Origin of the sequence: Sphingomonas oligoaromativorans (genome assembly GCF_011762195.1) — a bacterium.
Taxonomy (GTDB): domain Bacteria; phylum Pseudomonadota; class Alphaproteobacteria; order Sphingomonadales; family Sphingomonadaceae; genus Solisphingomonas; species Solisphingomonas oligoaromativorans.
This window is the reverse complement of the sequence record NZ_JAASQK010000001.1, coordinates 742,702-766,230: the sequence shown is the minus strand read 5'-3', so window position 1 is coordinate 766,230 and position 23,529 is coordinate 742,702. Positions and strand designations below refer to the sequence as shown.

Below are 23,529 nucleotides of genomic sequence, written 5' to 3'. Positions count from 1 at the left end.
GCCTCCCCCTCGCCGTCCATTCGGAGGATGTTGCTTTCATGACCGTCGATCGCCGTGCGTTGATCGCTTCCGTTGCCACGCTTGCGCTCGCCGGCGCCGCGCGCGCCGAAAACCCCGCTCCGACGCCGGCCGCCGGCGATCCCTCCGCGCCGATCTGGCCGCCCGCGCACAGCATCGCGCTCTGGCCCGGCAACCCGCCGGGGATGCCCGCCACGCCGCCGGTGCTCAAGCCGACCATGAACGGCTCGACGGGCCATCGCGAGCTGTGGGTGCGCGGCGTCGCGACTCCCGCCATCCACGTCTTCCGGCCGAGCCGCCCCAACGGCGCGGCGCTGCTCTCGATCCCCGGCGGCGGTTATGAGTTCCTGTCGGTGCAGAATGAGGGGCTCGACGTCGCCCATTTCTACACCGCGCGCGGCTACACCGTGTTCGTGCTGAGCTATCGCCTGCCGGCCGAAGGCTGGGCCAACCGCGCCAACGTGCCGCTCCAGGACGCCCAGCGCGCGATGCGCCTGATCCGCGCCAACGCCACGCGCTTCGGCGTCGATCCGCGTCGGGTGGGCATCGTCGGCTTCTCGGCGGGCGGCCATCTCGCCGCCAGTCTGGTCACCGCGCATGACGAACCGGTCTACACCCCCGTCGACGAGGCGGACCGTCTCTCGGCCCGCCCGGATTTCGCGGGCCTGATCTATCCGGTGACGACGCTGGAAACGCCCGAGACGCACGCCGGCTCGCGCGATCACCTGCTCGGGCCGAACCCGTCGCCCAAGCTGGTCGCCGCGCGCTCGCCGCTGCGCCATATCGATGCGAAGACGCCGCCCTGCTTCCTCGTCCACGCGCTGGACGACGATACCGTGCCCGTCGCGTGCAGCATCGACTGGATGATGGCCTGCCGCGCCGCGAAGGTGCCGGTCGAGGCGCATCTGCTGGAGCATGGCGGCCACGGCTTCGGCCTGCACCTGCCGGACGACAATCCAGGCGCACTCTGGCCCGAGCAGTTCCTGCGCTGGGCCACCCATCATCAGGGCTGAGCGCGCCGGGCGAAGGCTCAGCTCTTGCCGAAGAGCCCCTTCGCGAAGCCGGTGATGTCGTTGAGCGGGCTGCCGTCGCCGTCACGGTCGAGCAGCCCGCTCAGCTTCGCGCCGATGCCCGAGAGACCGCCCTCGCCTTCGCCGCCGAAGGCCGACGACAGGGCCGGCAGCAGCGCCTGAAGCTTGTCGGCCGAAATCCCCGTCTCACTGGAGGCGGCCGCCGTCGCGCTGTCCGCATCATGCTCGCCGGACGCGAGCTTGGAGAGAAGCGACTCTCCGCCGTTGCGCAGTTCGTTCTCGTTCAGCCCGACCTGCTGCGCAAGCGCCCCCAGATCGATATTCCCGGCCTTGCCCAGCAGCGTATCGAACAAGCTCATGTCCTTGCCTCCCGATCAAGCGGAGCGAGTACCTCCCGCCCGCCGGCCCGGCATAGCACAAGTTGCGGGCGCGCGCCCCTTCCCCCGGCGCCTTTCCCTCTGCTACCTGTCCGGCCATGTCCGCATCGATCGCACTCGTCGACGACGACCGAAACATCCTGACCTCGGTGTCCATGGCCCTTCAGGCGGAGGGTTTCGTGGTCCGCATCTATTCGGATGGCGAGGCCGCGCTGAAGGCCTTTGCCGAGAATGCGCCGGACCTTGTCGTACTCGATATCAAGATGCCCAAGATCGACGGCATGGAGGTGCTCCGCCGGCTGCGCGAGAAGAGCCAGGTGCCGGTGATCTTCCTCACCAGCAAGGATGACGAGCTGGACGAGGCGCTGGGCCTCGCCATGGGGGCGGACGATTATATCGCCAAGCCCTTCTCGCTCCGGCTGCTGACCGCCCGCATCCGCGCCATCCTGCGCCGCACCGACGCCAGCCTCTCCTCCGCGACCGAGGAAGCGCCTCCCGCCGAGCGCATCGTCCGTGGCCGGCTCGATATGGACCCGGCGCGCCACAAGGTCCGCTGGGGCGGCGAGGAGGTGGTCCTCACCGTCACCGAGTTCATGATCCTGGAGGCGCTCGCCCAGCGGCCCGGCTTCGTGAAATCGCGCGATCAGCTCATGGACGCCGCCTATCATGACGACGTTTATGTCGACGATCGCACGATCGACAGCCATATCAAGCGTCTGCGCCGCAAATTCCGGCAGGTGGACCCGGAATTCAAGGCCATCGAAACGCTCTATGGGGTGGGATATCGCTTTGGTGAAGAATGACCGGTCCGCGCCGGAGCGCAGCGTGGCCGACGAGCAGCCCCTCTCCTGGTCCGCCCGCTGGTCGCTGACCAGCCGCATCCTCGCCGTCAACATCTTCGCCGTCGCGATGCTGGCGGGCAGCTTCTTCTATCTCGACAGCTATCGCACGCGCGTGTCCGAGGAACGCACGGAGCAGGCCGAGAGCGACGTCCAGATGATCGGCGGTGCGCTCGCCGCCGTGGCGCCGGAGGCTCGCCCCGCGCTCGCCGCGAAGATGGCGCAGGTCGATGGCGAGCGGCTGCGCATCTACGGGCCGACCGGCGCGCGCATCCTCGACACCTGGCAGATCGCGCCCGCCACCTACGAACTGCGCGATCCGTCGAGCGAGCCGTGGCAGAAGCACGCCGCCCGCTTCATGGATCGCACCTTCGACCATATCGTCGGGGCCGACAGCGTGGAGCATTTCGTCGAGCCCGCCGAGGACCGGCTCCAGTCCTGGCCCGAAGCGAGCGCTGCGGCGGCCAAACCCGGAACCGTCGTCTCGCGCCATCGCAGCGCGCCGGATCGCACGCCTGTCCTCTCCGCCGCCGTGACCCTGCCGGGCGTCGGCACGCTGCTCACCACCAACAATGTCCGCGACATCACCCGCATCGTCCGCGCCGAGCGTTTCGCCATCGGCATGGTCATCATCGGCGTGCTGATCGTCTCGGTGCTGCTGTCGCTTTTCCTCGCGCGGACGATCGCCCGGCCGCTGCGCCGGCTCGCCATCGCCGCGCATCGCGTCCGCCTCGGCCGGGCGCGGGAGGTGGTGGTGCCCCGCCTGCCCTCGCGCCGCGACGAGATCGGCCTGCTCGCCCGCGCGCTCTCCGACATGAGCCAGGCGCTCCGCCGCCGGATCGACGCCGTCGAGGCCTTCGCGGCGGACGTCAGCCACGAACTCAAGAACCCCCTCGCCTCGCTGCGTTCCGCCGTGGACAGCATGGCGGTGGTGAAAGACCCGGCCCTTCAGGCGCGTCTTCTCGACATCGTGCGCGACGACGTGATCCGGCTGGATCGCCTCATCACCGACGTGGCCGAAATCTCCCGCCTCGACGGCGAATTGTCCCGCGCCCGGCTGGAGCCGGTGGATCTCGGCCTGCTGATCGAAGGTCTGCTCGCCGCCCGCGAGGAACGGGGCCGCAACGGCGATATCCGCGTCGCCTTTGCCCGGCCCTATGTCGAGACGACGATGGTGATCGGCGACGGCGCGCGCCTCGCCCGCATGATCGAGAGCCTGATCGACAATGCCGTCTCCTTCTCGCCGCCGGCCGGCCTGGTCGAGGTGAGCGCGGTCGGCATCGAAGACATCGTGCTGGTCGCGATCGAGGATGAAGGCCCCGGCGTGCCGCCCGATATGCGCGACGCGATCTTCCGCCGCTTCCACACCGATCGCGCCGACTCCGACGACACCCAGCGTCACAGCGGCCTTGGCCTCGCCATCGCCAAGGCGATCGCGGACGGCCATGACGGCACCATCGAAGTCCGCGACCGCAGCGACGGGCGCAGCGGCGCGCATTTCCTCATCACGCTCCCCCGGGCGCCTCAGCCGTGACGCTCCCCGCGCTGATCCACGCCACCTGCGTCGCGATCGGCGGGCGGGGCGTGTTGCTGGCGGGCCGTTCCGGCGCGGGGAAATCCGATCTCGCGCTGCGTCTGATCGATCGCGGCGCGACGCTGGTATCCGACGACTATAGCGAACTGAGCGAGCGCGGGGGGCGTTTGATCGCCACCCCGCCCGAGCGGCTGGCCGGCAAGATGGAAGTGCGCGGCATCGGCGTTATCGACATGCCCTATCAGACAGAGACGGACGTGGCACTCATCATCACCCTGGACGAACCCGTCGATCGTATGCCCGAATTTGCGACCCGCCACCTCGCGGGGGTGGACGTTCCCGCGGCCACGCTCGCCGCATTGGAGCCGTCCGCGCCGATCAAGGTCGAACTGATGCTGCGGGAAATCGGCCGATGAGCGAGGACAGCCATACGCGCCGCCTGCTGCTCGTCACCGGCATGTCCGGCGCCGGCAAGAGCACCGCTGTCCGCACGCTGGAGGATCTCGGCTGGGAGGTGGTCGACAATCTCCCGCTGATGCTGCTCGACCGCCTGCTGGATGCGCCAGGTCCGGTGGATAACGGCGGCGAGGATCGTCCGCTCGCGGTGGTGATCGACAGCCGCACGCGCGGCTTCAGCGCGCACCGCATCGTCGATCGCCTCGATCAGTTGCGGGGCCGTGGCGACAATGTGGGGATGCTGTTCCTCGATTGCGCGGGCAGCGAACTGGTCCGTCGCTTCTCCGAGACGCGCCGCCGCCATCCGCTCGCGCTCGATCGCCCGGCCGAGGACGGCATCGCCCGCGAGCGCGAACTGCTCGAGCCGCTCCGACGGGCCGCAGACCATCTGATCGACACCACCGACAGCAGCACCAACACGCTCCAGCAGATGCTGCGCAACCGATTCGCGACCGCGGAGGGCGTCGGTGTGACGCTCACCATCATGTCCTTCGGCTTCGCGCGCGGCGTGCCCCGCAATGCGGACCTCGTTCTGGACATGCGCTTCCTGCGCAACCCGCACTGGGATTCCGTGCTGCGTCCGATGACCGGGCTCGACGCCCCCGTATCCGCCTATGTCGCGGAAGATCCAGCCTATTCCGAAGCGATGGAGCGCATCGAAGGGCTGCTCGCACTGTTGCTCCCGCGCTACGCGGCGGAGGGAAAAAGCTACGTCACCGTGGCATTCGGCTGCACCGGAGGCCGCCATCGCTCAGTCCACGTCGCCCAGACGATAGGCGACCGGTTGCGTGCGCAGGGATTTTCGCCCACGATCCTCCACCGCGATCTGATCCCGTAAGAAAAAGAGGGCCGGACGCTGGAGGAATGGATGTCATCGGAGAGAGGCCAAACTCGGGTGAATAGATGATCGGTTTGGTGCTGGTGACGCACGGACGCCTGGCGGCGGAATTCGTGACGGCGATGGAACATGTCGTTGGGCCACAGGAGGCGGTCGTCCCGATCTGCATCGGGCCGGAGGACGACATGGAGGGCCGCCGCAACGATATCGCCGCCGCGATCGCGAAGGTGGATGTCGGCGACGGCGCGATCCTGCTTACGGATCTGTTCGGGGGCACGCCCTCCAATCTCGCCATCTCGCTCATGAAGACGGATCGCGTGGAGGTGATCGCGGGCATCAACCTGCCCATGCTGATCCGCCTTGCCAGCGCGCGCCGCACGATGAAGATCAAGGCCGCCGTCGCCGCCGCGCGCGATGCCGGCCGCAAATATATCTCCGTCGCGTCCGACCTGCTGGGAGAGGCCGCCGCATGACCCAACATAGTCGCACCGTCCAGATCACGAACAAGCGCGGCCTTCACGCTCGCGCCAGCGCCAAGTTCGTGACGCTCGCCTCCGGGCAGAGCGCGGCCGTGGAAGTGGAGAAGGACGGGTCGAGCGTCGCCGGCACTTCCATCATGGGGCTGATGATGCTGGGCGCCGCGAAGGGCGATCATGTCACCATCCGCGCCGCCGGCGAGGGAGCGGAGGAGACGCTGGCGCTGCTGGTCGGCCTGGTCGAGAACAAGTTCGGCGAGGAATAAGGCTTCCGCCCCGGAGGCCGCCGCCGCTTGATCCAGCCCGGATCTGGTGTAACGAGCGCCATGCCCCGCGAAATCACCGCCTTTTCCAATCCGCTCGTCAAGCGCATCCGCAATCTGCGCGAGAAGCGCCATCGCCGGGAGGAAGGCCTGTTCCTCGCCGAGGGCCTGCGCATCCTGACCGAGGCGGAGGAAGCCGGCCACCTCCCGCGCTGGATCTTCCACACCCGCGAGATGCGCGACCATCCGCTGGTCCGCCGCCTCACCGCCGCTTGTGAAGCGGACGGCGGCGAGGCGATCGAGACCAATGTGGACATCCTCCACAAGCTCTCGGGCAAGGACAATCCGCAGACCGTGCTCGGCGTCTATGCCGAGTTCGACACCGCGCTAGACCGCATCGACCGCAACGCGTCCGACATCTGGATCGTCGCCCAGTCGCTGCGCGATCCGGGCAATCTCGGCACGATCCTGCGCACTGGCGATGCGGTCGGCGCGGGCGGGCTGATCCTCATCGACGATTGTGTGGATCCCTTTTCGGTCGAAGCGGTGCGCGCATCGATGGGGGCGCTGTTCACCCAGAGGATCGCGCGCGCGGCCTGGACGGATTTCGTGCCCTGGCTGCGCTCCGGCCCCGGCCAGCTCGTCGCGCTCAGCCTGCGTACCGAAGCCTATTATCGCGAGCCGTGTTACGCCGCGCCGACCTTCATCCTCGTCGGCAACGAGGCGCGCGGGCTTCCCGCCGATTATGAGGACGAATGCGACGTCCGCGTGAAGCTCCCGATGCGTGGCAAGGCGGACAGTCTCAACGCTGCGGTGGCGACAGCCGTGATGGCGTATGAGGTACTCGGCCAACGCCTCTGACGATTGTTTGTCCGAGGGTCAGCGACGCGGAAGCGGCCCGAAACTTCGTCTCGCCACCGCTACTCCGCCGCTTCCGCCTCACCCGGCCCACCGAGCAATTCCGTAGCCGCCGGCACGCGAGCCAGGGTCTCGACCGGCGGCACCGCCTCGATCTCACGGCCGCCCGTCTCGATATTGAGATCGCGGAATTTCCGCCCCGTCACCAGCACGCGCGACTCAAAGGACGATACGAAGCTGTTGTAATTGTTCACCGCAGTCGACAGGCCGCCGCCAACCTTGCGCAGATGCCCGGCAGCGGCCGAGAGGCGATCGTACATCTCCTTGCCCAGCACGCCGATCTGCCGCGCCTCCAGCGCCAGCTTCTCCTGCCGCCACACCGCCGCGACGGTGCGCGCGATCGCCACGAGGTTGGTCGGCGTCGCCAGCAGCACGCGGCGCTCGAACGCATAATCCCAGAGCGTCGGATCATTTTCGAGCGCGGCGGCGAGGAAATGCTCGCCCGGCACGAACATGATGACATAGTCCGGCGCGTCCTCGAACTGGTTCCAATAGGCCTTGGCGGCGAGCGTCGTGACGTGGGCCTTCATCGCCGCCGAATGCGCCGCGAGATGCCGCGCGCGTTCCGCCTCGTCGATCGCGCCGAACGCATCCTGATAGGCGTTGAGCGACACCTTGGCGTCGATCACCAGCGCCCGCCCGCCCGGCACGCGGATGATCGCGTCCGGGCGCATCCGCCCGTCTTCGGTATCGACCGAAACTTCGGTGGTGAAATCGGTATGCTCGACGAGGCCACAGGTTTCGAGCACGTTGCGGAGTTGCTGCTCGCCCCAGCGACCGCGCGCCTTGGGTGCGGCGCGCAGCGCGTTGACCAGCTTTGCCGCTTCGCTGCGCACGGCCTCCTGCCCGTCGCGCATCGCGCCGATCAGGCCGGTGAGGTTGCCATAGGCCTCGGTCCGCTCCTTCTCGATGCGGGAAACGCCCTCCTCGTAGCGCTTGAGCGTCGCCTCGACCGGGTTGAGCAGCGCCTTCAGCCGCTCGCCGGATTTCTCCTCGGATTGGGCGAAGCGCTGGTCGGCGCGTTCGAGAAAAGCCTTCTGCGCCTCTCCGAGCATCTTCTGGCCAACTTCGCTGAACTGGGCGGAAAGCATCTCCTTCGCCTCGCGCAACTCGACCAGTCGCGCTTCGAAGGCCTCGGCCCGCTCCGTCGCGGCGGCGCGCTCCGCCGCCAGCGAACGCTGCGCGGAATCCCGCTCGCGGGTCACTTCATCCAGCGTGGTGCGCAAGAGCCCGGCCGTCTTCGCACGCTCCTCGGCGGAGGCACGAGCCGTCTCCGCCTCGCGAGAGCGCGCATCGAGTCGATCCCGCTCCGCCTTGAAGCCGGCACCGGCGCGCGAGCCCAGGAACCAGCCGATCCCCAGCCCGATGACCAACGCCGCACAGGCGACCAGAATGGCGACGACTGGATTCACGCTTCCCCTCCACCGGAACGAAGCGCGAACGTAGCAGTGCTTTTCCTACACCGCAAGCGGCGGCGGGGCGCCCTCAGGCGGCGCGTTGCTGGCGGCGAAGCTTTTCCAGCTTCTTCAACACCATATCGCGCTTCATTCGCGACAGATGATCGGTGAAGACGATGCCTTCGAGATGATCCACCTCATGCTGGAGACAGGTGGCGAGCAGGCCGTCGAGCACCTCGTCATGCGGCTTTCCGTCGCGATCGAGCCATTTGGCGCGGATCGTCGCGGGGCGCTCGACATCAGCGAACTGGTCCGGGATCGAGAGGCAACCCTCGGTGTAAACGTTCTTCTCCTCCGAAGGCTCGGAGAATTCCGGGTTGATGAAGACGCGCGGATTCTTCACGCCCTCGCCTTCCTCCTGGAGATCGATCACCAGCACCCGCCTGGCCACGCCCACCTGGATCGCCGCGAGCCCGATGCCGGGCGCGTCGTACATCGTCTCGAACATGTCATCGATCAGTTGCTGAAGCTCGGCGTCGAACGTCTCGACCGGCTCGGAGATCTTGCGCAGGCGTGCGTCCGGGATCTCGATGATGGGAAGAATGGCCATGGCGACGAGCTATGACCGACATGCCCGTCCGTCAAGGCGAGCGTTTCGATCAGCCTAATCGATCGGCCGCCGCGCGCGGAGCGCCTGCGCCAGCGTGCCCTCGTCGAGATAGTCCAGCTCCCCGCCGACGGGCAGGCCATGGGCGAGCCGGGTCAGGCGCACGGGCAGGCCCTCCAGCCGCTCGGCGATGTAGTGGGCGGTGGTCTGCCCTTCGAGCGTGGCGTTGGTGGCGAGAACGACCTCGTCAATACCCCCGGCGCTGATCCGCGCGACGAGGCGGTCGATGCTGAGATCCTCCGGCCGCACGCCGTCCAGCGCCGACAGTCGCCCGCCCAGCACATGGAAACGCCCCGGAAACAGCCGCGAACGCTCCAGCGCCCAGAGATCGGCTACCTCCTCCACCACACACAGCGAGCGCTCGTCACGACGCGGATCGGCGCAGATCGAGCACGGGTCCGACGTATCGACATTGCCGCAAACGTGGCAGGTGGACAGCCGCTCGTCGACCAGCTCCAGCGCGCGGAGCAGCGGCGTCAGCGCGGTTTCCCGCTTCTTGAGCAGATGGAGCACCGCGCGGCGGGCCGAACGGGGGCCGAGGCCGGGGAGCCGCGCAAGCGCCTGTGTCAGCGCGTCGATTTCGGGAGATGCCATGGGAAGCATGGATATGGGCTTGCACTCCGCCTTGCCAAGCGCTTGTGAGAGCGGATGCGCATTGCCTTCATGGGAACGCCCGATTTCGCCGTGCCGACGCTCGAAGCGCTGGCCGCCGCCGGGCATGACATCGCCGCCGTCTACACCCAGCCGCCGCGTCGGGCCGGCAGGGGGAAGGCGTTGCAGCCCTCGCCCGTCCATCGTCGGGCGGAGGCGCTCGGGCTGGAGGTGCGGCATCCGCTGACCTTGCGCGATGCGGATGAGCAGGCGGCGTTCGCGGCGCTCGGCCTCGATGTGGCGGTGGTGGCGGCCTATGGGCTGCTGCTGCCGGTGCCGATCCTGGAGGCGCCGCGGCTCGGTTGCATGAACGTGCATGGCTCGCTGCTTCCGCGCTGGCGGGGGGCGGCGCCGGTGCAGCGCTCGATCCTCGCGGGCGACGCGGAGACGGGCGTCGTCATCATGCAGATGGAAAAGGGCCTCGATACCGGCCCGATGCTGCTGGAGGGCCGCACGCCGATCGCGGGCAAGACGGCGGGCGACCTGTTCGCCGAACTCGCCGATCTCGGCGCGGGGCTGATGGTGCGCGTGCTGGCCGACCCGGCCACCTACCCGCCCCAAGCCCAGCCCGAAGAGGGCGTCACCTACGCCGCCAAGATCGAGAAGGCCGAGGCCCGCCTCGACTTCACGCAGGAGGCCGCACAGGTCGAGCGGCAGGTCCGCGCATTCAACCCGGCGCCGGGCGCCTTCTTCGAGCATGGCGGCGAGCGTATCCAGATCCTCTCGGCCACGATCGAGGCGGGAAGCGGTGCGCCGGGCACGGTGCTCGACGAGGGCCTCGCCATCGCCTGCGGCTCGGGTTCGATCCGGCCGACCACCGTCAAGCGCGCCGGACGTGGCGCCATGGCGACCGCCGACCTGCTGCGCGGCTTCCCGATCCCGGTGGGGACGCTCCTCTCGTGACGCGCTTCCGGCTGACGGTGGAATATGACGGCCGCCCCTTCATGGGCTGGCAGCGGCAGGCGCATGGGCCGAGCGTGCAGGATACGATCGAGCGCGCGGCGGAACTCATCACCGGCGAGAAAGCCGCCGTCCATGCCGCCGGTCGCACCGACGCGGGCGTCCACGCGACCGGCATGGTCGCGCATGTCGAAATCGGCAAAACCATCGCCCCCTTCCGCCTGATGGAGGCCCTGAATGCCCGGATGCGGCCAGCGCCGGTCGCGATCCTCGCCTGCGACGTGGTGTCGGATGACTGGCACGCGCGCTTCTCGTGCATCGGGCGGCGCTACATCTATCGGATCGTCGATCGCCGCGCCCCGCTCGCGCTGGACGAGGGCAAGGCATGGCGGGTGGCCCCACCGCTCGATGTCGAGGCGATGCATGAGGCGGCGCAGCGACTGGTCGGGTTGCACGACTTCACCACCTTCCGCTCGGCGCATTGCCAGTCGGCGAGCCCCGTGAAGACACTCGACCGGCTCGATGTGCGCCGGGCGAGCGGCGGGATCGAGATCGAGGCGGCGGCACGCTCCTTCCTCCATCATCAGGTGCGCTCGATGGTGGGTTGCCTGGCGCTGGTCGGTCAGGGGAAATGGACGCCCGATGATGTGACCGAGGCTCTCGAAGCCAGGGATCGCGGCGAACTGGGCCTCAATGCCCCGCCTGACGGGCTCTATTTCGTCGAGGCGGTCTACCCCTAGGCGCCGAACAGCCGCGTCAGGGATTTATCGAGCATCAGCAACTGCCACAGCAACCGGCCATGGTCGCTGCGGCCGGAGCGATGCTCGTGCGCGACGCGGGCGAGTTCGTCGGGGCGAAACCAGCCCGTCGCGGCCAGCGCAGCGCCACGCGCGATCCGCTCGGCCTCTCCGGCGAGAGGCCCGCGAAACCACTGGGCGATCGGCGTGACGAAGCCCATCTTGGTGCGATGCAGGATTTCCTCCGGGAGGAAGGATCGCATGGCGTGCTTCATCAGCCATTTCCCCTGCCCGCCACGCAGCCGCATCGCCATCGGCAACGAAGCCTGAAACTGCACGAGGTCATGATCGAGCAACGGCTCGCGCGCCTCCAGCCCGACGGCCATGCTCGTGCGATCGACCTTGGTGAGGATATCTCCGGGCAACCAGATCTTGAGATCGGCATATTGCGCCCGGCCCAGCCAGTCTGCGGCGGGTGCCTCCCGCATCGTCCGCTCGATCCGTGCCTCGGCGCGATGGCCGCCGAGCGCCTGCATCGCCTCGGGCGTGAACAGCCGCGCGCGCATCTCGGGCGAGGTGAAGCCCATGGCCCGCGCATAGGCCTCCTCCGACGAGCGGGCGAGCGCCTGGAAGGTCGTCTTGGCGCGAAGCGGGCGCGGCGCCCAGTCCGCCTTGGGGTAAGCCCGGCCGAGCGCCCCGAACACCCGCTCCCGCATCTGCGTCGAGAAGAGGCCCCGTGCCCGGTTCTCCGCCACGAAGAAGCGATGGCGGCGATATCCGGCCAGCGCCTCGTCCGCGCCGTCGCCGGAGAGCGCCACCGTCACCTTCTCGCGCGCCAGTTCGCACACCCGGTAGGTCGGCAGCGCGGAGGCATCGGCGAAGGGCTCGTCAAAGGCGTCCACCAGCGTGTCGATCAGCCCGAAATCATCCGGCGAGACGATCCGCTCGCGGTGATGCGTGGCGAAGCGCCCGGCGACCAGACGCGCATGGGCGGTCTCGTCCAGATCGGGCACATCGAAGCCGATCGAACAGGTCTCGACCGCCGACCGGCTCGCCTCGGCCATGAGGGCGACCACGCTCGAACTGTCCACCCCCCCCGAAAGGAAGGCGCCGAGCGGCACATCCGCCACCATCCGGGAGCGGACGGCGCGGCGCATATGGTCGGTAAGCTGCATCTCCAGATCACGCACAGAGCCGCGCGCGTCGGCGGTGAAGGCGACGTCCCACCAGCGGCGCGGCTGAGGCAGCGGATGCCGCCGACGCAGTGTCAGATGATGGCCGGCCGGCAGCTTTTTCACGCCCGCCACGAGACAGGCGTCATCCGGCACATAACCGAGGCCGAGGAAATCCTCGACCGCCGACAGGTCCGGCGCGCGACGCAGGCGGGGATGGGCCAACAGAGCCTTCAACTCCGATCCGAACAGCACGGCGCCATCGGAAAGCTCGGCATAGAAGAGCGGCTTCACACCCATCCGGTCACGCGCGAGGAAAAGGCTCTGCTGCCCGGCGTCGAACAGCGCGAAGGCGAACATGCCCGTGAAACGATCGAGGCAGTCCGGCCCCCAGCGGCGCCAGCCGTGGAGGATCACCTCGGTGTCGCTCTGTGTGCGGAACTCGGCGCCCCACGCCTCCAGATCGACGCGCAGTTCGCGGTAATTATAGATCTCGCCGTTGAAGACGACCGCCAGCCCGCCGTCCGCCGACACCATCGGCTGGTCGCCGCCGGCCAGATCGATGATCGAGAGGCGACGATGGCCGAGCCCCACTCCGGGCGCCGTCCAGATGTCCTCCCCATCCGGCCCGCGATGCGCGATCGCATCGATCATGGTGCGGACGCGCGCCGGGTCCACCGGCTTGGGCGTGTCGAGGTGGAAGATGCCGGCAATACCGCACATGGAGGTTCAGCGCCCCGCCGCGATCTGATCGATCGCCTTGTCCGCCGGACCGAGCGCGCTCAGGAACCGCTCGATCGCCCCGCGCCCGCCGCGCCGGTCTTCCGACGAAACCAGCAACGCCGCGGCCCTCTGGCTGCCGCCCAGCAGATGATGACGCAACGTCTCCAGCTTCACCCGCGCGGCACTCCCCGTCTCCATGGCGCCGACCGTATAGAAGCTCAGCACGGTCCGCGATACGGCTCCCGGCGCAACGATGCTTTCGGCCTGTGCGCCCAATGGAGCCGGCAGGTTCGCGGCCCATGACCACGGCCCCTCGGGGTCCACCGCGCCATGGCCATAGCCCACCAGCGAACGCCCGCGTTCCTGCGTGGCATACAGCGCGACGGCGAGATCGACCTCCGCGCCGGCCGGATCGCGATAACGGCCGAGGAGCAGGCGGTCGGCGCCATCGAAGCGCGGCTTCCACAGCGTTCCGTCCGTGGCCGCGATCCGCGTCCAGCCCGCCACTTCCGGCAGATGGGCGGCGGCCGGGATCGGCTGCGCACCGGCGCGGATCGCCGCCGCGCTCCAGAGCGGAGCCACCGCCGCCACCGCCAGCACCGCCGCCCCCGCAAGCGTCAGCGGAAACGTCGAACGCTGCTTCTCCGCCTCGGCAAGGACGGCGAGCCTGTCGATCGGCGGCGCATCGGCCGGCTTGTCGAAGAAGCGCCAGCCGATGGCCAGCACGATCACGATCACGATCGCGAAGAATATCCAGCCATAGACGATGTGATCGAAGCTGCCGGCCGCCGCCGCGCCCTTATATTGCGCGACCCAGATCGTCCCGAACGCCCGGATGCCGTTCGCCAGGACCGGAGCGACGAGCGCGAGCAGCATGAACGCCGCGCGGCGACGCCAGCTTCGAAAGCCAAGATTGGCGACCAGCACGCCCAACGCCGTCATCGCGATCAGGAATTTCGCGCCCGAACAGGCTTCCGCCACCTTGAACCAGCCGCCGGGCGTGGTGATGAACACGCCGTCCAGATGCGCCGGCACCTGCACCACGCCGAGCAGCACCATGCAGATCCGCGCCGTCAGCGTCTGGAGTGGAGGCACCAGCATGTCACCCGCCGGCACGAGGAAAAGCGCATAGGAAAGCGGGAACAGCAGGGCGGCCAGCACCCCCCGCCCGAGCATCACCGCTGCCGCCCCCTGGATCATCATCACCAGCGCCAGATGCCGCACGACCGCGACGCCCGCCGCCTCGCCCAGCAGCCATCCGAACGCGCCCGCGGCCACCCAGAGCAACGGCAAGGCCCATGCTCTGGGCCGAACCTCGGCCAGCACGGGAGCGCGTTGCCACACCAGCCAGCCGACAATGGGCAGGATCACGAGGCAATGCTCATAGGTGCTGCTCGTCCACCAGATCGCGGCCATGTCGCCTGCATCACGGGCGAACAGCGCCAGCAGCCCCGCCACGACCACGCCCAGCCCGACGACATGGCGAGGCCATCCGCCCACCTTTGCGCGCACTTGGGGGGTGATCGTCGCATCCATCGTCAGAAGCGCTCCAGAAGATCGTCGAGGGCCGCGAGGCGGGCCTTCCACGCATAACGTGCCTCGACCCGCGCGCGCGCCGCCGCGCCGATCGTCTCGGCTCGCACGGGATCGGCGAGCAGTGCCAGCACGGCCTCAGCCTCGGCCCGTGCGCCCCCGGCCACGATCAGATCGCGATCGGGGGCCGCGTCGATCCCCTCGAACGCCTGCGGGCTCGCGACGACCGGGCGGGCCATCGCCATGGCCTCCAGCACCTTGTTCTGCACGCCCCGCGCGATCCGCAGCGGCGCGACGACGACATCCGCGTCCGTCAGCCAGGGCCGCACATCGGGAACTTCGCCGGTCACCTCGACGCCGTTCCGGCCGTCGAGCGCCGACAAGCACGCATCCGGCTTGCGGCCGACGATGGCGAAGCGCGCATCCGGGTGACGGGCACGGATCGACGGCATCACATCCCGCGCGAAGCCCGCCGCCGCCTCGATATTGGGCGGATAATCCATCTGCCCGGTGAAGACGATCAGCGGAGTTTCCCCCCGCCGATGCGGCGCGGGCCGGTAGCGATCGAGATCGATGCCATTCTCCAACGCCCGCGCGCGCGTGTCCGGCAGGCCTGTGCGGTCGCGGAAGAGCGCGGCCTCCGCGTCACTCACGAACAACGAGACCGCCGCCCGCGCCGCCACCTCGCGTTCGAAGGCGAACAGGCGCTCGGCCTCACGCCTCCACACCCACCGCATCGGCCCGTGCGCGGAGGCGGCATAAGCGGCGAACTTCTCGGAATCCATGTCGACGAAATCCATCGCGAACGGACGCCCCGCCGGCGCATATTGGGCCATCTGGCCGGAGAAGATGTAGGTGCCGTCGACAGTCTCCTCCTCCGCTACTGCCTTGACGAAGCGCGTCATCATCGGGCTCGCGAAGGCTGCGACCGAGATCGCCTGTCCTCTCGCCAGCCCGATCGCCGCGGCCGACGCCCTCGATCGTGCGCGCCGTTCGACATGGAGACGGCCGACCATCGGCCGAAGCGCCTCGGCCGCCGCGATGTCGGCGTCATCATCCGCGAAGGCGGCGAGATGGACGCGGCGTTTCCCGGCCAGATGCTTGAGGATGTTGTATGAACGAATCTTGTCGCCCCGATCGGGCGGGAATGGCACGCGATGCGCGAGAAACAGCAGGTCGCCCATCGTTCAGCCCAGCCCACGCGCCAGCGGCGGCCCAAGCCGGTTCGCCAGCCACAGCGGCAGCTTCTTCCACACCGCGATCTGCATTCGATAGCGCGGGCTCAGCGGATTGACCTCGCGTGCTTCCGCACCGTCGGCGGTACGGGTGGCATAAGCCAGTGGGCGCGGCTCGAAGCCCCAATTCTTCTTGTAGGCGAAGGCCCCCGTCCCGAGCTTGGAGCGGCCGAAATCAAACGCCTTGCAGCCTCGCTCGCGGGCATGACGCATCAGCGCGAAATAAAGCAGCTCGTTGGCCCTCAATCCCCGCGCCGCCCAGGTGCCGCCGCCCCAATAGGGCATGACGGTGCCGCCGTGATACAGGCTGAGCACCGAGGCCACCGGCCGGCCCTCGTGCGAGATGGTCAGGATATCGGCATCCTCACCAAACCCATCGAGCACCGCCGAAAACAGTCGCCTGGGAAAGACCGGCGTCCCGAGATTGCGAACGCTCTCGGCATAGACGGCATAATGCGCCGCCCGATCCTTCGGCCCGCGCCCCACGCTGATCGCCATATCCGCGCCGAGCGCCTTGCGGACCTCCGCCCGCTGCTTGCGCGGGACCGCCTTCAGTTCCGCCTCATCGTCGCTGGCGAGGGGGCGGGAGAAGCCCGCATAGGCATCCTCCTTCACCTGCCAGCCCTGCCCACCATCCGGCAGAGCCCCGCCGCGCAGTTCAAGGCTCGGGCAACCGAGGCGCTCGGCCAGCCGCCATCCTTCCGCCAGCAACCGTTCGCGAGCCTCCTCGCTGGTCGCCAGCACGCCGCCGCCGACCGCGAAGCCCGACGACACCAGCGCCTTGCCGAACAGCATCGACCGCATCGCCGTCAGCGGGAGAACGCCCTCGATCCGACCGTCCCGCGTCGCGATCAGTCGATGCGCGCGCTGGCCGGTGCCGGCCTCCACCGCCGCGATCCAGGCCGGGCGATGAAAAGGGCTCCCCTCGGGATGCGCGCGCACGAAGGCATCGACGCTCGCCTCGTCTCCGCCTTCCTCGATGCGAAGCGGGCGCACCGCGTCGGCAAGGTTCATGGCCATGCCTGAGCAGCGGCGATTTCATCGACCCGAGCCCACGAAAACTCGCCGAGCAGCCGTTCCAGCTTGCCCTCCATGGCGGACAGCCGGCTGTAATGCCTGAGCTTCGAACGAAGCGGTGCCTTGGCGACGCGGGGCTGATCGGGATCGATCTCCCACGGGTGGAAATAGAAGATCGCCGGGCGCTTGGCCTCGTCGTTCACCTGCCGGATCGCCCAGCGCGTGAAGCCATAGGGCAGCAGGCGGAAAAAGCCCCCGCCCCCCGCCGCCAGCGTCCGTGCGCCCAGCTTGACGGTGGTCACCGGCAGCTCGATCATCGCGCTCTCCGAGATCGGACGCCACGCGAAGCGCGGGCTCTCAGGCCAGCCATAATGATCGTGCGCCACCGGCGCGACGCTGGAAGAATAGCTGTAACCCTCCTCCGCGAGGATGGGATGCGCCCACGGCGTCCGCGTGTCGATCGAGAAGCTCGGCGCGCGATAGCCGACGACCGGCATCCCCGACGCATCCTCGATCGCAGCGCGAGCGCGGCGGAGATCGGCGCGGAACTGCTCGGGCGTGAGGGTGAAGACACGATCATGATCCCAGCCATGGCTGGCGATCTCGTGCCCCTCCGCCACGATACGGCGCATCTGCGCGGGCGCGCGCTCCGCCACCCAGCCGAGCGTGAAGAAGGTCGCCTTCACGCCCGCCCGCGCGAACAGATCGAGCACCGCATCGGTATTGCGCGCGACGCGGCTCTCCAGACGCGGCCAATCGCCCTTGTCGATCACCTTCTCGAAGGCGCCGACCTGGAACCAGTCCTCCACATCCACGGACAGCGCGTTACGCATCACGCAAATGCCCTCAGTGCGCGGTCCCGAAGCGCGGGCCGCCGACCGGCTCCTCCCGCTCGACCCAGTCGATCAGCAGGCCGAGCACGCGGCGGATCGCCGCCTCCTGCTCGTCGAGGCGCTCTTCCAGAACGGCGATGCGGTCGAGCGCTTCCGGGTCCGAAGTGCGGACGATGCGGACGGGGCCGGCCTCGGTCGGCGGGGCGGCATCGGATGCGCGGCGGTGATGATCCTCCGCCTCGGGCGACGGATCGTGTGGGCCGCGCTCGTCGTCCATGTCGGCGGCGACGAGACTCACGGTCGCGCCATCGATCCGCTCCAGCCCCTCGACCGCGCCATGCAGCAGCACCCGGCCCGCCAGCACGTTGAGCTTGCGCGGCACGCCATGGCTGTGGCGATAGAAGGCTTCCCAGGCATCGTCGGTGAACTCGGGGCGACCGTCCCAGCCGACCAGCTTCAGGCGATGCTGGATATAGGGGGCGACCTCCCCGGCTTCCATCGGCGTCAGATGGTGGGTGGCGATCACGCGCTGGCGAAGCTGCTCCAGCCGCTCCGACTTCTGGAAGCGATCGCGGAACTCGGGCTGGCCGAGCAGGAAGATCTGGAGCAGCGACTGCCCGCCATTCTGGAAGTTGGAGAGCATCCGCAGCTCCTCCAGCGCCGAAAGCGGCAGGTTCTGCGCCTCGTCGACGATCAGCAGGGTCTGGCGGCCCTCATTGGCGTGGAGGCGGAGCGTCCGCTCGATCCGTTCGAGAAGCTGCGCCTTGGCGAGCCCCTCGGTCGCGAGGCCGAGCTGGTGCGCGGTGAGACGCAGCATGTCCTCGTCCTCCACCTGCGTGGAGACGAGCCGCACGACCTGAAGCCGCTGCGGATCGATCGAGGCCATCAGATGGCCGACCAACGTCGTCTTGCCCGCACCCACATCGCCGGTGATGACGATGAAGCCCTCCCCCTGCGCGAGGCCATAGCCGAGATAGGCCATGGCCGTGCGGTGCGTCTTGCTCTCGAACCAGAAACGCGCGTCCGGCGTGAGCTGGAAGGGTCGATCGCTGAACCCGTAATGGCTGTCGTACATCTGGGCCTCCACCCGCGGCCCGAAGGCCGCCTCGCATTCCGTTAGAGTTGGTAGCGCAGCGCGAGCAGCGCCGTGCCAATCACATCGTCGTCGATATTGCCGCCGCCCCCCGACGAGACGCCCACCGAAGCGGTGCCGAGCAGCCTGCGGGAGAATTCGCGGTTGTAGGTCAGGATGCCGCCATAAGAGGTGTAGGACGTGCCGCTCACCACGCTGGCATTGTCGTCATACCAGGCGGCGAGCCCGGTCAGCGTCAGCGTCGACACGCGCGACAGGCGGCGGCCGATGCTGGCGTCCACGGTCACACTCTCCTCGTTGACGCCCGCGAAGGAGAAGACATCGGCTCCGAGGTTGGGCGCCAGATAATGGCGATGGTCGTAACCGACGCCGAAGCCGTAGTTCCAAAGCCCCTTCTGCCCCGCCAGCAGCACATAGACGCCGCGCGACCGGTAGAAGTTGGAATTGACCGAGTTGAGCGCGGTCAGGCAGCCGCCCTGCGCGCCGTTCGCTCCGAACACACAGTTGGCGAGCGGCGTCTGGATCGGCAGGCTGGAGCCGGAGAAAGACGTCGGCAGCGCGCCGATGCCCGTGGTGAGCTGGCGCCCGAAGCTGGTGATGTCGTCATAGGCGACGACCTCGATGGTCGACTTGGGCGTGATCTGATGGGTGAAGCGGCCGGTCACCACGGTCTGGCCGTAACGCTGCCCGCCGCGCACCTCCAGCGAGGTCCGCACGCTCGGCCGCCACAGCACGCCGACATCCCAGACGAGGCCATCCTGATCGTAGGAGAGCAGGCGCCGCTTGGAATGGTCCGCCTGGAGATGGCGATGCTTGTCGAGGATGGCGTTGCCGTCCGCGTCCGTCAGGATCGCCGACTGGGTGGCCCGGTCCGCCTCATAGCCGATGCCGGCTTCCAGCGCGAGCGAGGGGCTCACCGGCTGGACGACGTCGACCCGGCCGAACTTGCTCGTATAGCGCGCATCGAGGAAGTTGATGTCATCCCGCTCGATCCCGCCCGACACGGTCCAGCCGAAAGGCAGCCCGAGCCCGCCCGGCCGCGTGCCCACCGCGACATCCGCCGTGTGGCTGAACGTATCGAAATTATTCTCGAGCACCGGCTGGCCGGGGCCGAGATCGGTGCTGCCGAAACCGTTGTCCGAGCGCGTCCAACCGAAGCGATAGTCGGCGTTCAGGTTGATGTCGCCGAAATGATGATCGTAGCTCGGTCCCGCCTGAATGGCGTAGATCTGCTGCGTATTGTCGAGATCGCCGAACAGCAGACCGGAGGTGCCGGTCGCCAGCGTGCCGCGCGCGCGGGTGGCGATGCCCGCCGCCTGCAACGACAGGTCCGAATTGGGCTGATATTTCAGCGAGGCGAGGCCGTTATGCAGGTCCGTATCGCGATAGCGGTTCGACCAGGCGAAATAATGGTCATAGCGATAGTCGATCTGCCCCTGGAGCTTGGCGCTCTCGATCGTCGCGTCGACGCCGGCCGCGATGCCCGTATAGGTCACCGTATCCGGCCCCGGACGGCCGCTGAGGTCGGTCGAAATGACCTGCTGCCCCTCGACATAAGGGCTGATCGTGGTGCGCGCGCCGGCCGGCAGCGCGATCAGCGCCGTGGACAGGAACGAGCATGTAAACCAAGCGAATTTCGTCACCCGTCGATCCCGTAATATCGGCCGAAGCGGCGGTGAGAGCCGCCGAACTCGACGCCGTTCAGCAGCAACTGCGCACGCGGGCAGGCGGAAAGGAGCCCCAGCGCCTCGCGAAGGTCCGCCTCGCCCGTCCGCTCGGCACGGACGACGAAGAGAAGCTGGCCGCAATGCATCGCCAGCACCGAGGCCGGGGATGCCGCCAGCGCGGGCGGGGAGTCGAAGATGATGATCCGGCGCGGATCGCGGCTACGCAGCCGCTCCAGCACCTGCCTCGTCCGATCCGACGCCAGAAGCTCGGTCGCCTCATTGGTCTGCCGGCCGGTGGGAAGCACGATCAGGCCCGGAATATCCGTACGGATCAGGCAGGCCTCGATATCCACCGCCTCATCCGCGATCGCGTCGATCAGGCCCGGCCCGGCTTCCAGCCCGAGGGTGGAGAGGATTTCCGGCTTGGCGACATCCGCGTCGATCAGCACGACCTCGACATCCTTCTCCGCCGCGAGGCTGAGCGCGAGGTTCACAGCGCAGAACGTCTTGCCGTCGTCCGGGTGCGCCGAGCAGACCAGTATCGTCCGCCCGTTCTCCACCTCGTCGGCGCCGCGCAGAAGCTGGCGCTTCACGATGCGGAACTCCTCGGAGATCGCGCTGGGGCTCGCATCCGGCAGCACGAAGCCGCCCTCGCGCAGCTCGTCCATCGCGACCTGGCCGAAGCGGCCCAGCGGGGACGCGCTTTCCCAGTTCATATGGAAGGCGGTCGGTGCCAGCATCGTCGGCTGAACGATAGGCGCGCCGGTGGTCACGCCCGAGCCGCGCAGGCCCGCGGTGAAATCGTAAACGTTGGCGGCGCGCTCCACGAGCGAGGGGCCGCGCGGCCCCTTGGGACGGCCGGGGCCCTTGGGATCGGGGCTGATCGGGCTGTGCTTGCTCATGCCTCTTGTCCTACGCCATCAGCCCGCGCTGAACGAATTCGACCACCAGCAGAAGCACATAGGCCCCCACCAGCGCGCCACCCGCTCCCGCGAACCATTTGAGCTGCTGCGCTTCCTGCGTCTTTTGGCGAACGCCACGCACATAACTGATCGAGCCCAGCACAGGCAGACCGCTCGCCGCCGCCAGCGCGTTGGGGGTCGAATAGCTGGTCTGCAACTTCGCCCGCAGGAACGCCGCTGCGACGCCACCCGCGATCGCGACCAGCAGCACGCCGGTCAACAGCAGCGGACGCTTGGGCTTGGCCGGCACCTTCGAGAGCGTCGGCGGATCGATCACGCGGAACTGCACGCTGCCCGCCTGCGTCTGCGCGTCTGCGCGGAGCTTCACCTGCTCGCGGTCGGACAGCAGCTTGTCATATTGCGCCTGAAGCACGTCATGATCGCGCGACAGCTTCGCCTGCTGGGCGGTGATCTCGGGCTGGTCAGCCTGCTTCGCGGCGAAGTTCGCCATATCCGCCTGAAGCTGCGCACGGCGCGTGGCGAGCGCGGCGTAGGTCGCCTGCTTCTCGGCCGCCATGGAACGCAGCGAGATATAAGCGGGGTTCGGCTGGGAATTGGCGCCCAACACGGGCGCCGATGCCGCCGCGCCCTGAATATGGGCGATCTCGCGCCGCACCGCGATCACGTCGGGATGCTTGTCGGTCCAGCCCTGCGCCTGATCCTGCGCGAGCTGCGCCTGAAGCTGGGCGAGCCGCTCGCGCGGGCCGCCCGTGCCGGTCGCAGAGGGCGGCCCCGGAATGGAAGCCGGCGTCGCCGCGAGCTGCCCGTTCACCGCCGCCAGCGAGCTTTGCGCGGCGGCAAGGTTCGTCTCGACATCGGAAAGCTGCGACCGCGCTGTTTCCATGCGCTGGTCGATCGAGCCGGTGCCCGGCAGCATCCCGAGATATTTCTGGTCGAACGCCTGTTGCTTCTGTTCGGCGTCCTGAAGCTGCTGCCCACGCTGGGCAAGCTGCGCGTCAAGGAAGGTCAGCGAGCGATGCGCCTCGGCGCTGTCGCCGGCGGCGCTGGCCGTCGCGAACTGGTCGAGCAGTTTCGCCACCACCGCCTGCGCGTTCTTGGCGTTCTGCGCATCCGAGAAGCCGCCGCCCGACAGATCGGCGCTGATCTGGAAGAGATTGTCCTGCGTGCTCTTGATCGAAATCGCCGTCTGGAGCCTGGCGACCATCGCGCCCAGATCCTTGGGCGTGGTCGCCTGGCGGGCGAGATCCGTGCCCTTCACGACACTCGCCAGATTGTCGCTGGAGAGCAGCGTCTGGCGCACGGAATCGATGCCCTGTTGCTGATCGTTGCTGGTGATGCCCACCGCCTGCGGCAGGATCGACTGCGGCTCCAGGAATATCCGCGCCGTGCTCTCATAGGTATTGGGGATCAGCGAAACGCCGAGCCAGCCGACCAGCGCGATGCCCCACGCCGCCGCCAGCGCCAGCCAGCGCCTGCGCCAGACGACATGGATGCCGATCCGCACCTCTTCCAGAATGGCATTCATCGCGTCCGCCCCTACGCCTTCGTCTCAAGCAATCAGAACAGGCTCTCGGGGATGATGATGACATCGCCCGGTTCGAGCTTCACATTGGCCTTCGTGTCGCCGTGCTTCAGCAGCTTGGATATCTGAAGCGGGTATTCCGTCTGCTTACCGGTGGCCTTGTCGAAACGCACCAGCTTGGCGCGATTACCTGCCGCGTATTGGGACAGGCCGCCCACCGCGATCATCGCGTCGAGCAGCGTCATGTTCGCGCGATAAGGCAGGCTGGCCGGCTTCTCCGTCGCACCGACGATGCGGATCTGCTGCGAATAGGTGCCCGAGAAATTCTCGACGATCACCGAAACCAGCGGATCGGTGACATAGGCCGCGAGACGCGCCTTGATGTCGTCGGCGAGCTGTGACGGCGTGCGGCCCACCGCCGGGAGATCCTGGATCAGCGGCGTGGTGATGCGCCCGTCGGGGCGGACCTGCACCTTCGCGCCCAGTTCCGGGTTGCGCCATACGAAGATGGTGAGCTGGTCGAGCGGCCCGATGACATATTGCTCGCTCGGCTTGTCCTGCGGGGAGACGAAATTGGCCGGCGGCAAGGTGGGCTCTTCCGCGAACGCCGCGCTGCCCGTGGCCAGCAGGCTGGCGAGCGCCACGCCAAGAACAACCTTCGAAGCGCCGTCGAACCGCATACCACACTCCTTGCCGTCACCCGTGAAGA

At 68.3% G+C, this 23,529-nt stretch carries 24 protein-coding genes; 10 read left to right on the top strand and 14 right to left on the bottom strand.

Annotated features, from left to right (window positions below):
* Nucleotides 1-38 precede the first annotated feature (38 nt).
* Entirely contained in the window at nt 39-1,031 is a 993-nt protein-coding gene (locus FHS98_RS03655) for an alpha/beta hydrolase (RefSeq protein ID WP_167099932.1), read from the top strand.
* 17 nt (nt 1,032-1,048) lie between these two features.
* Here the strand turns inward: FHS98_RS03655 and FHS98_RS03650 are convergent, their stop codons facing one another.
* Nucleotides 1,049-1,408, bottom strand: a complete 360-nt coding sequence (locus tag FHS98_RS03650) for a hypothetical protein (RefSeq protein ID WP_167099930.1) — start codon at nt 1,406-1,408, stop codon at nt 1,049-1,051.
* 116 nt (nt 1,409-1,524) lie between these two features.
* Between FHS98_RS03650 and FHS98_RS03645 the strand changes: the two genes are divergently transcribed.
* From FHS98_RS03645 to FHS98_RS03615, 7 genes are all read left to right on the top strand, one after another.
* Nucleotides 1,525-2,229 carry a response regulator transcription factor gene (locus FHS98_RS03645; RefSeq protein ID WP_167099927.1) on the top strand — a complete coding sequence of 235 codons (705 nt, stop codon included), beginning with the start codon at nt 1,525-1,527 and terminating at the stop codon, nt 2,227-2,229.
* A complete protein-coding gene (locus tag FHS98_RS03640; RefSeq protein ID WP_167099924.1) occupies nt 2,198-3,799 on the top strand; it encodes a sensor histidine kinase in 1,602 nt (533 codons plus the stop codon). The genes FHS98_RS03645 and FHS98_RS03640 overlap by 32 nt, the downstream gene beginning before the upstream one ends.
* Entirely contained in the window at nt 3,796-4,215 is a 420-nt protein-coding gene (locus FHS98_RS03635) for an HPr kinase/phosphatase C-terminal domain-containing protein (protein ID WP_167099921.1), read from the top strand. Before FHS98_RS03640 ends, FHS98_RS03635 begins: the two co-directional genes overlap by 4 nt.
* Entirely contained in the window at nt 4,212-5,093 is an 882-nt protein-coding gene (rapZ, locus tag FHS98_RS03630; protein WP_167099918.1) for an RNase adapter RapZ, read from the top strand. The genes FHS98_RS03635 and rapZ overlap by 4 nt, the downstream gene beginning before the upstream one ends.
* A 65-nt stretch (nt 5,094-5,158) precedes the next feature.
* On the top strand, nt 5,159-5,566 hold the full coding sequence (locus FHS98_RS03625) for a PTS sugar transporter subunit IIA (protein ID WP_019833368.1): 408 nt from the start codon (nt 5,159-5,161) through the stop codon (nt 5,564-5,566).
* A complete protein-coding gene (locus FHS98_RS03620; protein WP_167099915.1) occupies nt 5,563-5,835 on the top strand; it encodes an HPr family phosphocarrier protein in 273 nt (90 codons plus the stop codon). The genes FHS98_RS03625 and FHS98_RS03620 overlap by 4 nt, the downstream gene beginning before the upstream one ends.
* A 60-nt stretch (nt 5,836-5,895) precedes the next feature.
* On the top strand, nt 5,896-6,693 hold the full coding sequence (locus tag FHS98_RS03615) for a TrmH family RNA methyltransferase (protein WP_167099912.1): 798 nt from the start codon (nt 5,896-5,898) through the stop codon (nt 6,691-6,693).
* A 59-nt stretch (nt 6,694-6,752) separates the two neighbouring features.
* Here the strand turns inward: FHS98_RS03615 and FHS98_RS03610 are convergent, their stop codons facing one another.
* The 3 genes from FHS98_RS03610 to recR all read right to left on the bottom strand — a co-directional run bounded on the left by FHS98_RS03610 (nt 6,753) and on the right by recR (nt 9,408).
* Nucleotides 6,753-8,162, bottom strand: a complete 1,410-nt coding sequence (locus tag FHS98_RS03610) for a DNA recombination protein RmuC (protein WP_167099909.1) — start codon at nt 8,160-8,162, stop codon at nt 6,753-6,755.
* Nucleotides 8,163-8,235: 73 nt separating this feature from the next.
* A complete protein-coding gene (gene def / locus FHS98_RS03605) occupies nt 8,236-8,757 on the bottom strand; it encodes a peptide deformylase (RefSeq protein ID WP_167099906.1) in 522 nt (173 codons plus the stop codon).
* Nucleotides 8,758-8,811: 54 nt separating this feature from the next.
* Nucleotides 8,812-9,408, bottom strand: coding sequence for a recombination mediator RecR (gene recR / locus FHS98_RS03600; protein ID WP_026359685.1), 597 nt, complete (start codon nt 9,406-9,408; stop codon nt 8,812-8,814).
* 54 nt (nt 9,409-9,462) lie between these two features.
* Between recR and fmt the strand changes: the two genes are divergently transcribed.
* Complete coding sequence (fmt, locus tag FHS98_RS03595; protein ID WP_167099903.1) at nt 9,463-10,368, top strand: methionyl-tRNA formyltransferase; 906 nt, start codon at nt 9,463-9,465, stop codon at nt 10,366-10,368.
* Nucleotides 10,365-11,105, top strand: a complete 741-nt coding sequence (truA, locus tag FHS98_RS03590; RefSeq protein WP_167099900.1) for a tRNA pseudouridine(38-40) synthase TruA — start codon at nt 10,365-10,367, stop codon at nt 11,103-11,105. Before fmt ends, truA begins: the two co-directional genes overlap by 4 nt.
* On the opposite strand, the gene FHS98_RS03585 is transcribed toward truA, so the two are convergent.
* From FHS98_RS03585 to FHS98_RS03540, 10 genes are read right to left on the bottom strand one after another with little or no spacing between them, the layout of a single operon-like run.
* Entirely contained in the window at nt 11,102-12,997 is a 1,896-nt protein-coding gene (locus FHS98_RS03585) for an XrtA/PEP-CTERM system amidotransferase (protein ID WP_167099897.1), read from the bottom strand. The two genes, truA and FHS98_RS03585, sit on opposite strands and share 4 nt — an antisense overlap.
* 6 nt (nt 12,998-13,003) lie before the next feature.
* Nucleotides 13,004-14,533: an exosortase A gene (xrtA, locus tag FHS98_RS03580; RefSeq protein ID WP_208401926.1), complete on the bottom strand. Its 1,530-nt coding sequence runs from the start codon at nt 14,531-14,533 to the stop codon at nt 13,004-13,006.
* 2 nt (nt 14,534-14,535) lie between these two features.
* Nucleotides 14,536-15,714 carry a TIGR03087 family PEP-CTERM/XrtA system glycosyltransferase gene (locus FHS98_RS03575; RefSeq protein ID WP_167099894.1) on the bottom strand — a complete coding sequence of 393 codons (1,179 nt, stop codon included), beginning with the start codon at nt 15,712-15,714 and terminating at the stop codon, nt 14,536-14,538.
* Between the two features lie 3 nt (nt 15,715-15,717).
* Entirely contained in the window at nt 15,718-16,779 is a 1,062-nt protein-coding gene (locus FHS98_RS03570; RefSeq protein WP_167100374.1) for a FemAB family XrtA/PEP-CTERM system-associated protein, read from the bottom strand.
* Nucleotides 16,776-17,615, bottom strand: a complete 840-nt coding sequence (locus tag FHS98_RS03565; protein WP_167099891.1) for an XrtA system polysaccharide deacetylase — start codon at nt 17,613-17,615, stop codon at nt 16,776-16,778. The genes FHS98_RS03570 and FHS98_RS03565 overlap by 4 nt, the downstream gene beginning before the upstream one ends.
* Before the next feature lie 13 nt (nt 17,616-17,628).
* The gene (locus FHS98_RS03560) at nt 17,629-18,690 is read right to left on the bottom strand and encodes an XrtA/PEP-CTERM system-associated ATPase (RefSeq protein WP_167099888.1); all 1,062 of its coding nucleotides are present in this window, start codon (nt 18,688-18,690) and stop codon (nt 17,629-17,631) included.
* Between the two features lie 41 nt (nt 18,691-18,731).
* Nucleotides 18,732-20,351, bottom strand: a complete 1,620-nt coding sequence (locus tag FHS98_RS03555; RefSeq protein ID WP_167099885.1) for a porin family protein — start codon at nt 20,349-20,351, stop codon at nt 18,732-18,734.
* Nucleotides 20,348-21,277: an AAA family ATPase gene (locus FHS98_RS03550; RefSeq protein ID WP_167099883.1), complete on the bottom strand. Its 930-nt coding sequence runs from the start codon at nt 21,275-21,277 to the stop codon at nt 20,348-20,350. Before FHS98_RS03550 ends, FHS98_RS03555 begins: the two co-directional genes overlap by 4 nt.
* 10 nt (nt 21,278-21,287) lie before the next feature.
* The gene (locus FHS98_RS03545) at nt 21,288-22,823 is read right to left on the bottom strand and encodes an XrtA system polysaccharide chain length determinant (protein ID WP_167099880.1); all 1,536 of its coding nucleotides are present in this window, start codon (nt 22,821-22,823) and stop codon (nt 21,288-21,290) included.
* A gap of 32 nt (nt 22,824-22,855) precedes the next feature.
* The gene (locus FHS98_RS03540; protein ID WP_019833386.1) at nt 22,856-23,500 is read right to left on the bottom strand and encodes an XrtA/PEP-CTERM system exopolysaccharide export protein; all 645 of its coding nucleotides are present in this window, start codon (nt 23,498-23,500) and stop codon (nt 22,856-22,858) included.
* Nucleotides 23,501-23,529 lie beyond the last annotated feature (29 nt).

Coding starts and splice junctions, on each gene's coding strand:
- FHS98_RS03655 (WP_167099932.1), top strand. CDS start 39: ATGACCGTCGATCGCCGTGCGTTGATCGCTTCCGTTGCCACGCTTGCG.
- FHS98_RS03650 (WP_167099930.1), bottom strand. CDS start 1,408: ATGAGCTTGTTCGATACGCTGCTGGGCAAGGCCGGGAATATCGATCTG.
- FHS98_RS03540 (WP_019833386.1), bottom strand. CDS start 23,500: ATGCGGTTCGACGGCGCTTCGAAGGTTGTTCTTGGCGTGGCGCTCGCC.
- FHS98_RS03545 (WP_167099880.1), bottom strand. CDS start 22,823: ATGAATGCCATTCTGGAAGAGGTGCGGATCGGCATCCATGTCGTCTGG.
- FHS98_RS03645 (WP_167099927.1), top strand. CDS start 1,525: ATGTCCGCATCGATCGCACTCGTCGACGACGACCGAAACATCCTGACC.
- FHS98_RS03565 (WP_167099891.1), bottom strand. CDS start 17,615: ATGCGTAACGCGCTGTCCGTGGATGTGGAGGACTGGTTCCAGGTCGGC.
- FHS98_RS03620 (WP_167099915.1), top strand. CDS start 5,563: ATGACCCAACATAGTCGCACCGTCCAGATCACGAACAAGCGCGGCCTT.
- FHS98_RS03550 (WP_167099883.1), bottom strand. CDS start 21,277: ATGAGCAAGCACAGCCCGATCAGCCCCGATCCCAAGGGCCCCGGCCGT.
- FHS98_RS03575 (WP_167099894.1), bottom strand. CDS start 15,714: ATGGGCGACCTGCTGTTTCTCGCGCATCGCGTGCCATTCCCGCCCGAT.
- FHS98_RS03625 (WP_019833368.1), top strand. CDS start 5,159: ATGATCGGTTTGGTGCTGGTGACGCACGGACGCCTGGCGGCGGAATTC.
- rapZ (WP_167099918.1), top strand. CDS start 4,212: ATGAGCGAGGACAGCCATACGCGCCGCCTGCTGCTCGTCACCGGCATG.
- recR (WP_026359685.1), bottom strand. CDS start 9,408: ATGGCATCTCCCGAAATCGACGCGCTGACACAGGCGCTTGCGCGGCTC.
- FHS98_RS03560 (WP_167099888.1), bottom strand. CDS start 18,690: ATGTACGACAGCCATTACGGGTTCAGCGATCGACCCTTCCAGCTCACG.
- FHS98_RS03640 (WP_167099924.1), top strand. CDS start 2,198: ATGGGGTGGGATATCGCTTTGGTGAAGAATGACCGGTCCGCGCCGGAG.
- FHS98_RS03570 (WP_167100374.1), bottom strand. CDS start 16,779: ATGAACCTTGCCGACGCGGTGCGCCCGCTTCGCATCGAGGAAGGCGGA.
- fmt (WP_167099903.1), top strand. CDS start 9,463: ATGCGCATTGCCTTCATGGGAACGCCCGATTTCGCCGTGCCGACGCTC.
- xrtA (WP_208401926.1), bottom strand. CDS start 14,533: ATGGATGCGACGATCACCCCCCAAGTGCGCGCAAAGGTGGGCGGATGG.
- def (WP_167099906.1), bottom strand. CDS start 8,757: ATGGCCATTCTTCCCATCATCGAGATCCCGGACGCACGCCTGCGCAAG.
- FHS98_RS03585 (WP_167099897.1), bottom strand. CDS start 12,997: ATGTGCGGTATTGCCGGCATCTTCCACCTCGACACGCCCAAGCCGGTG.
- FHS98_RS03615 (WP_167099912.1), top strand. CDS start 5,896: ATGCCCCGCGAAATCACCGCCTTTTCCAATCCGCTCGTCAAGCGCATC.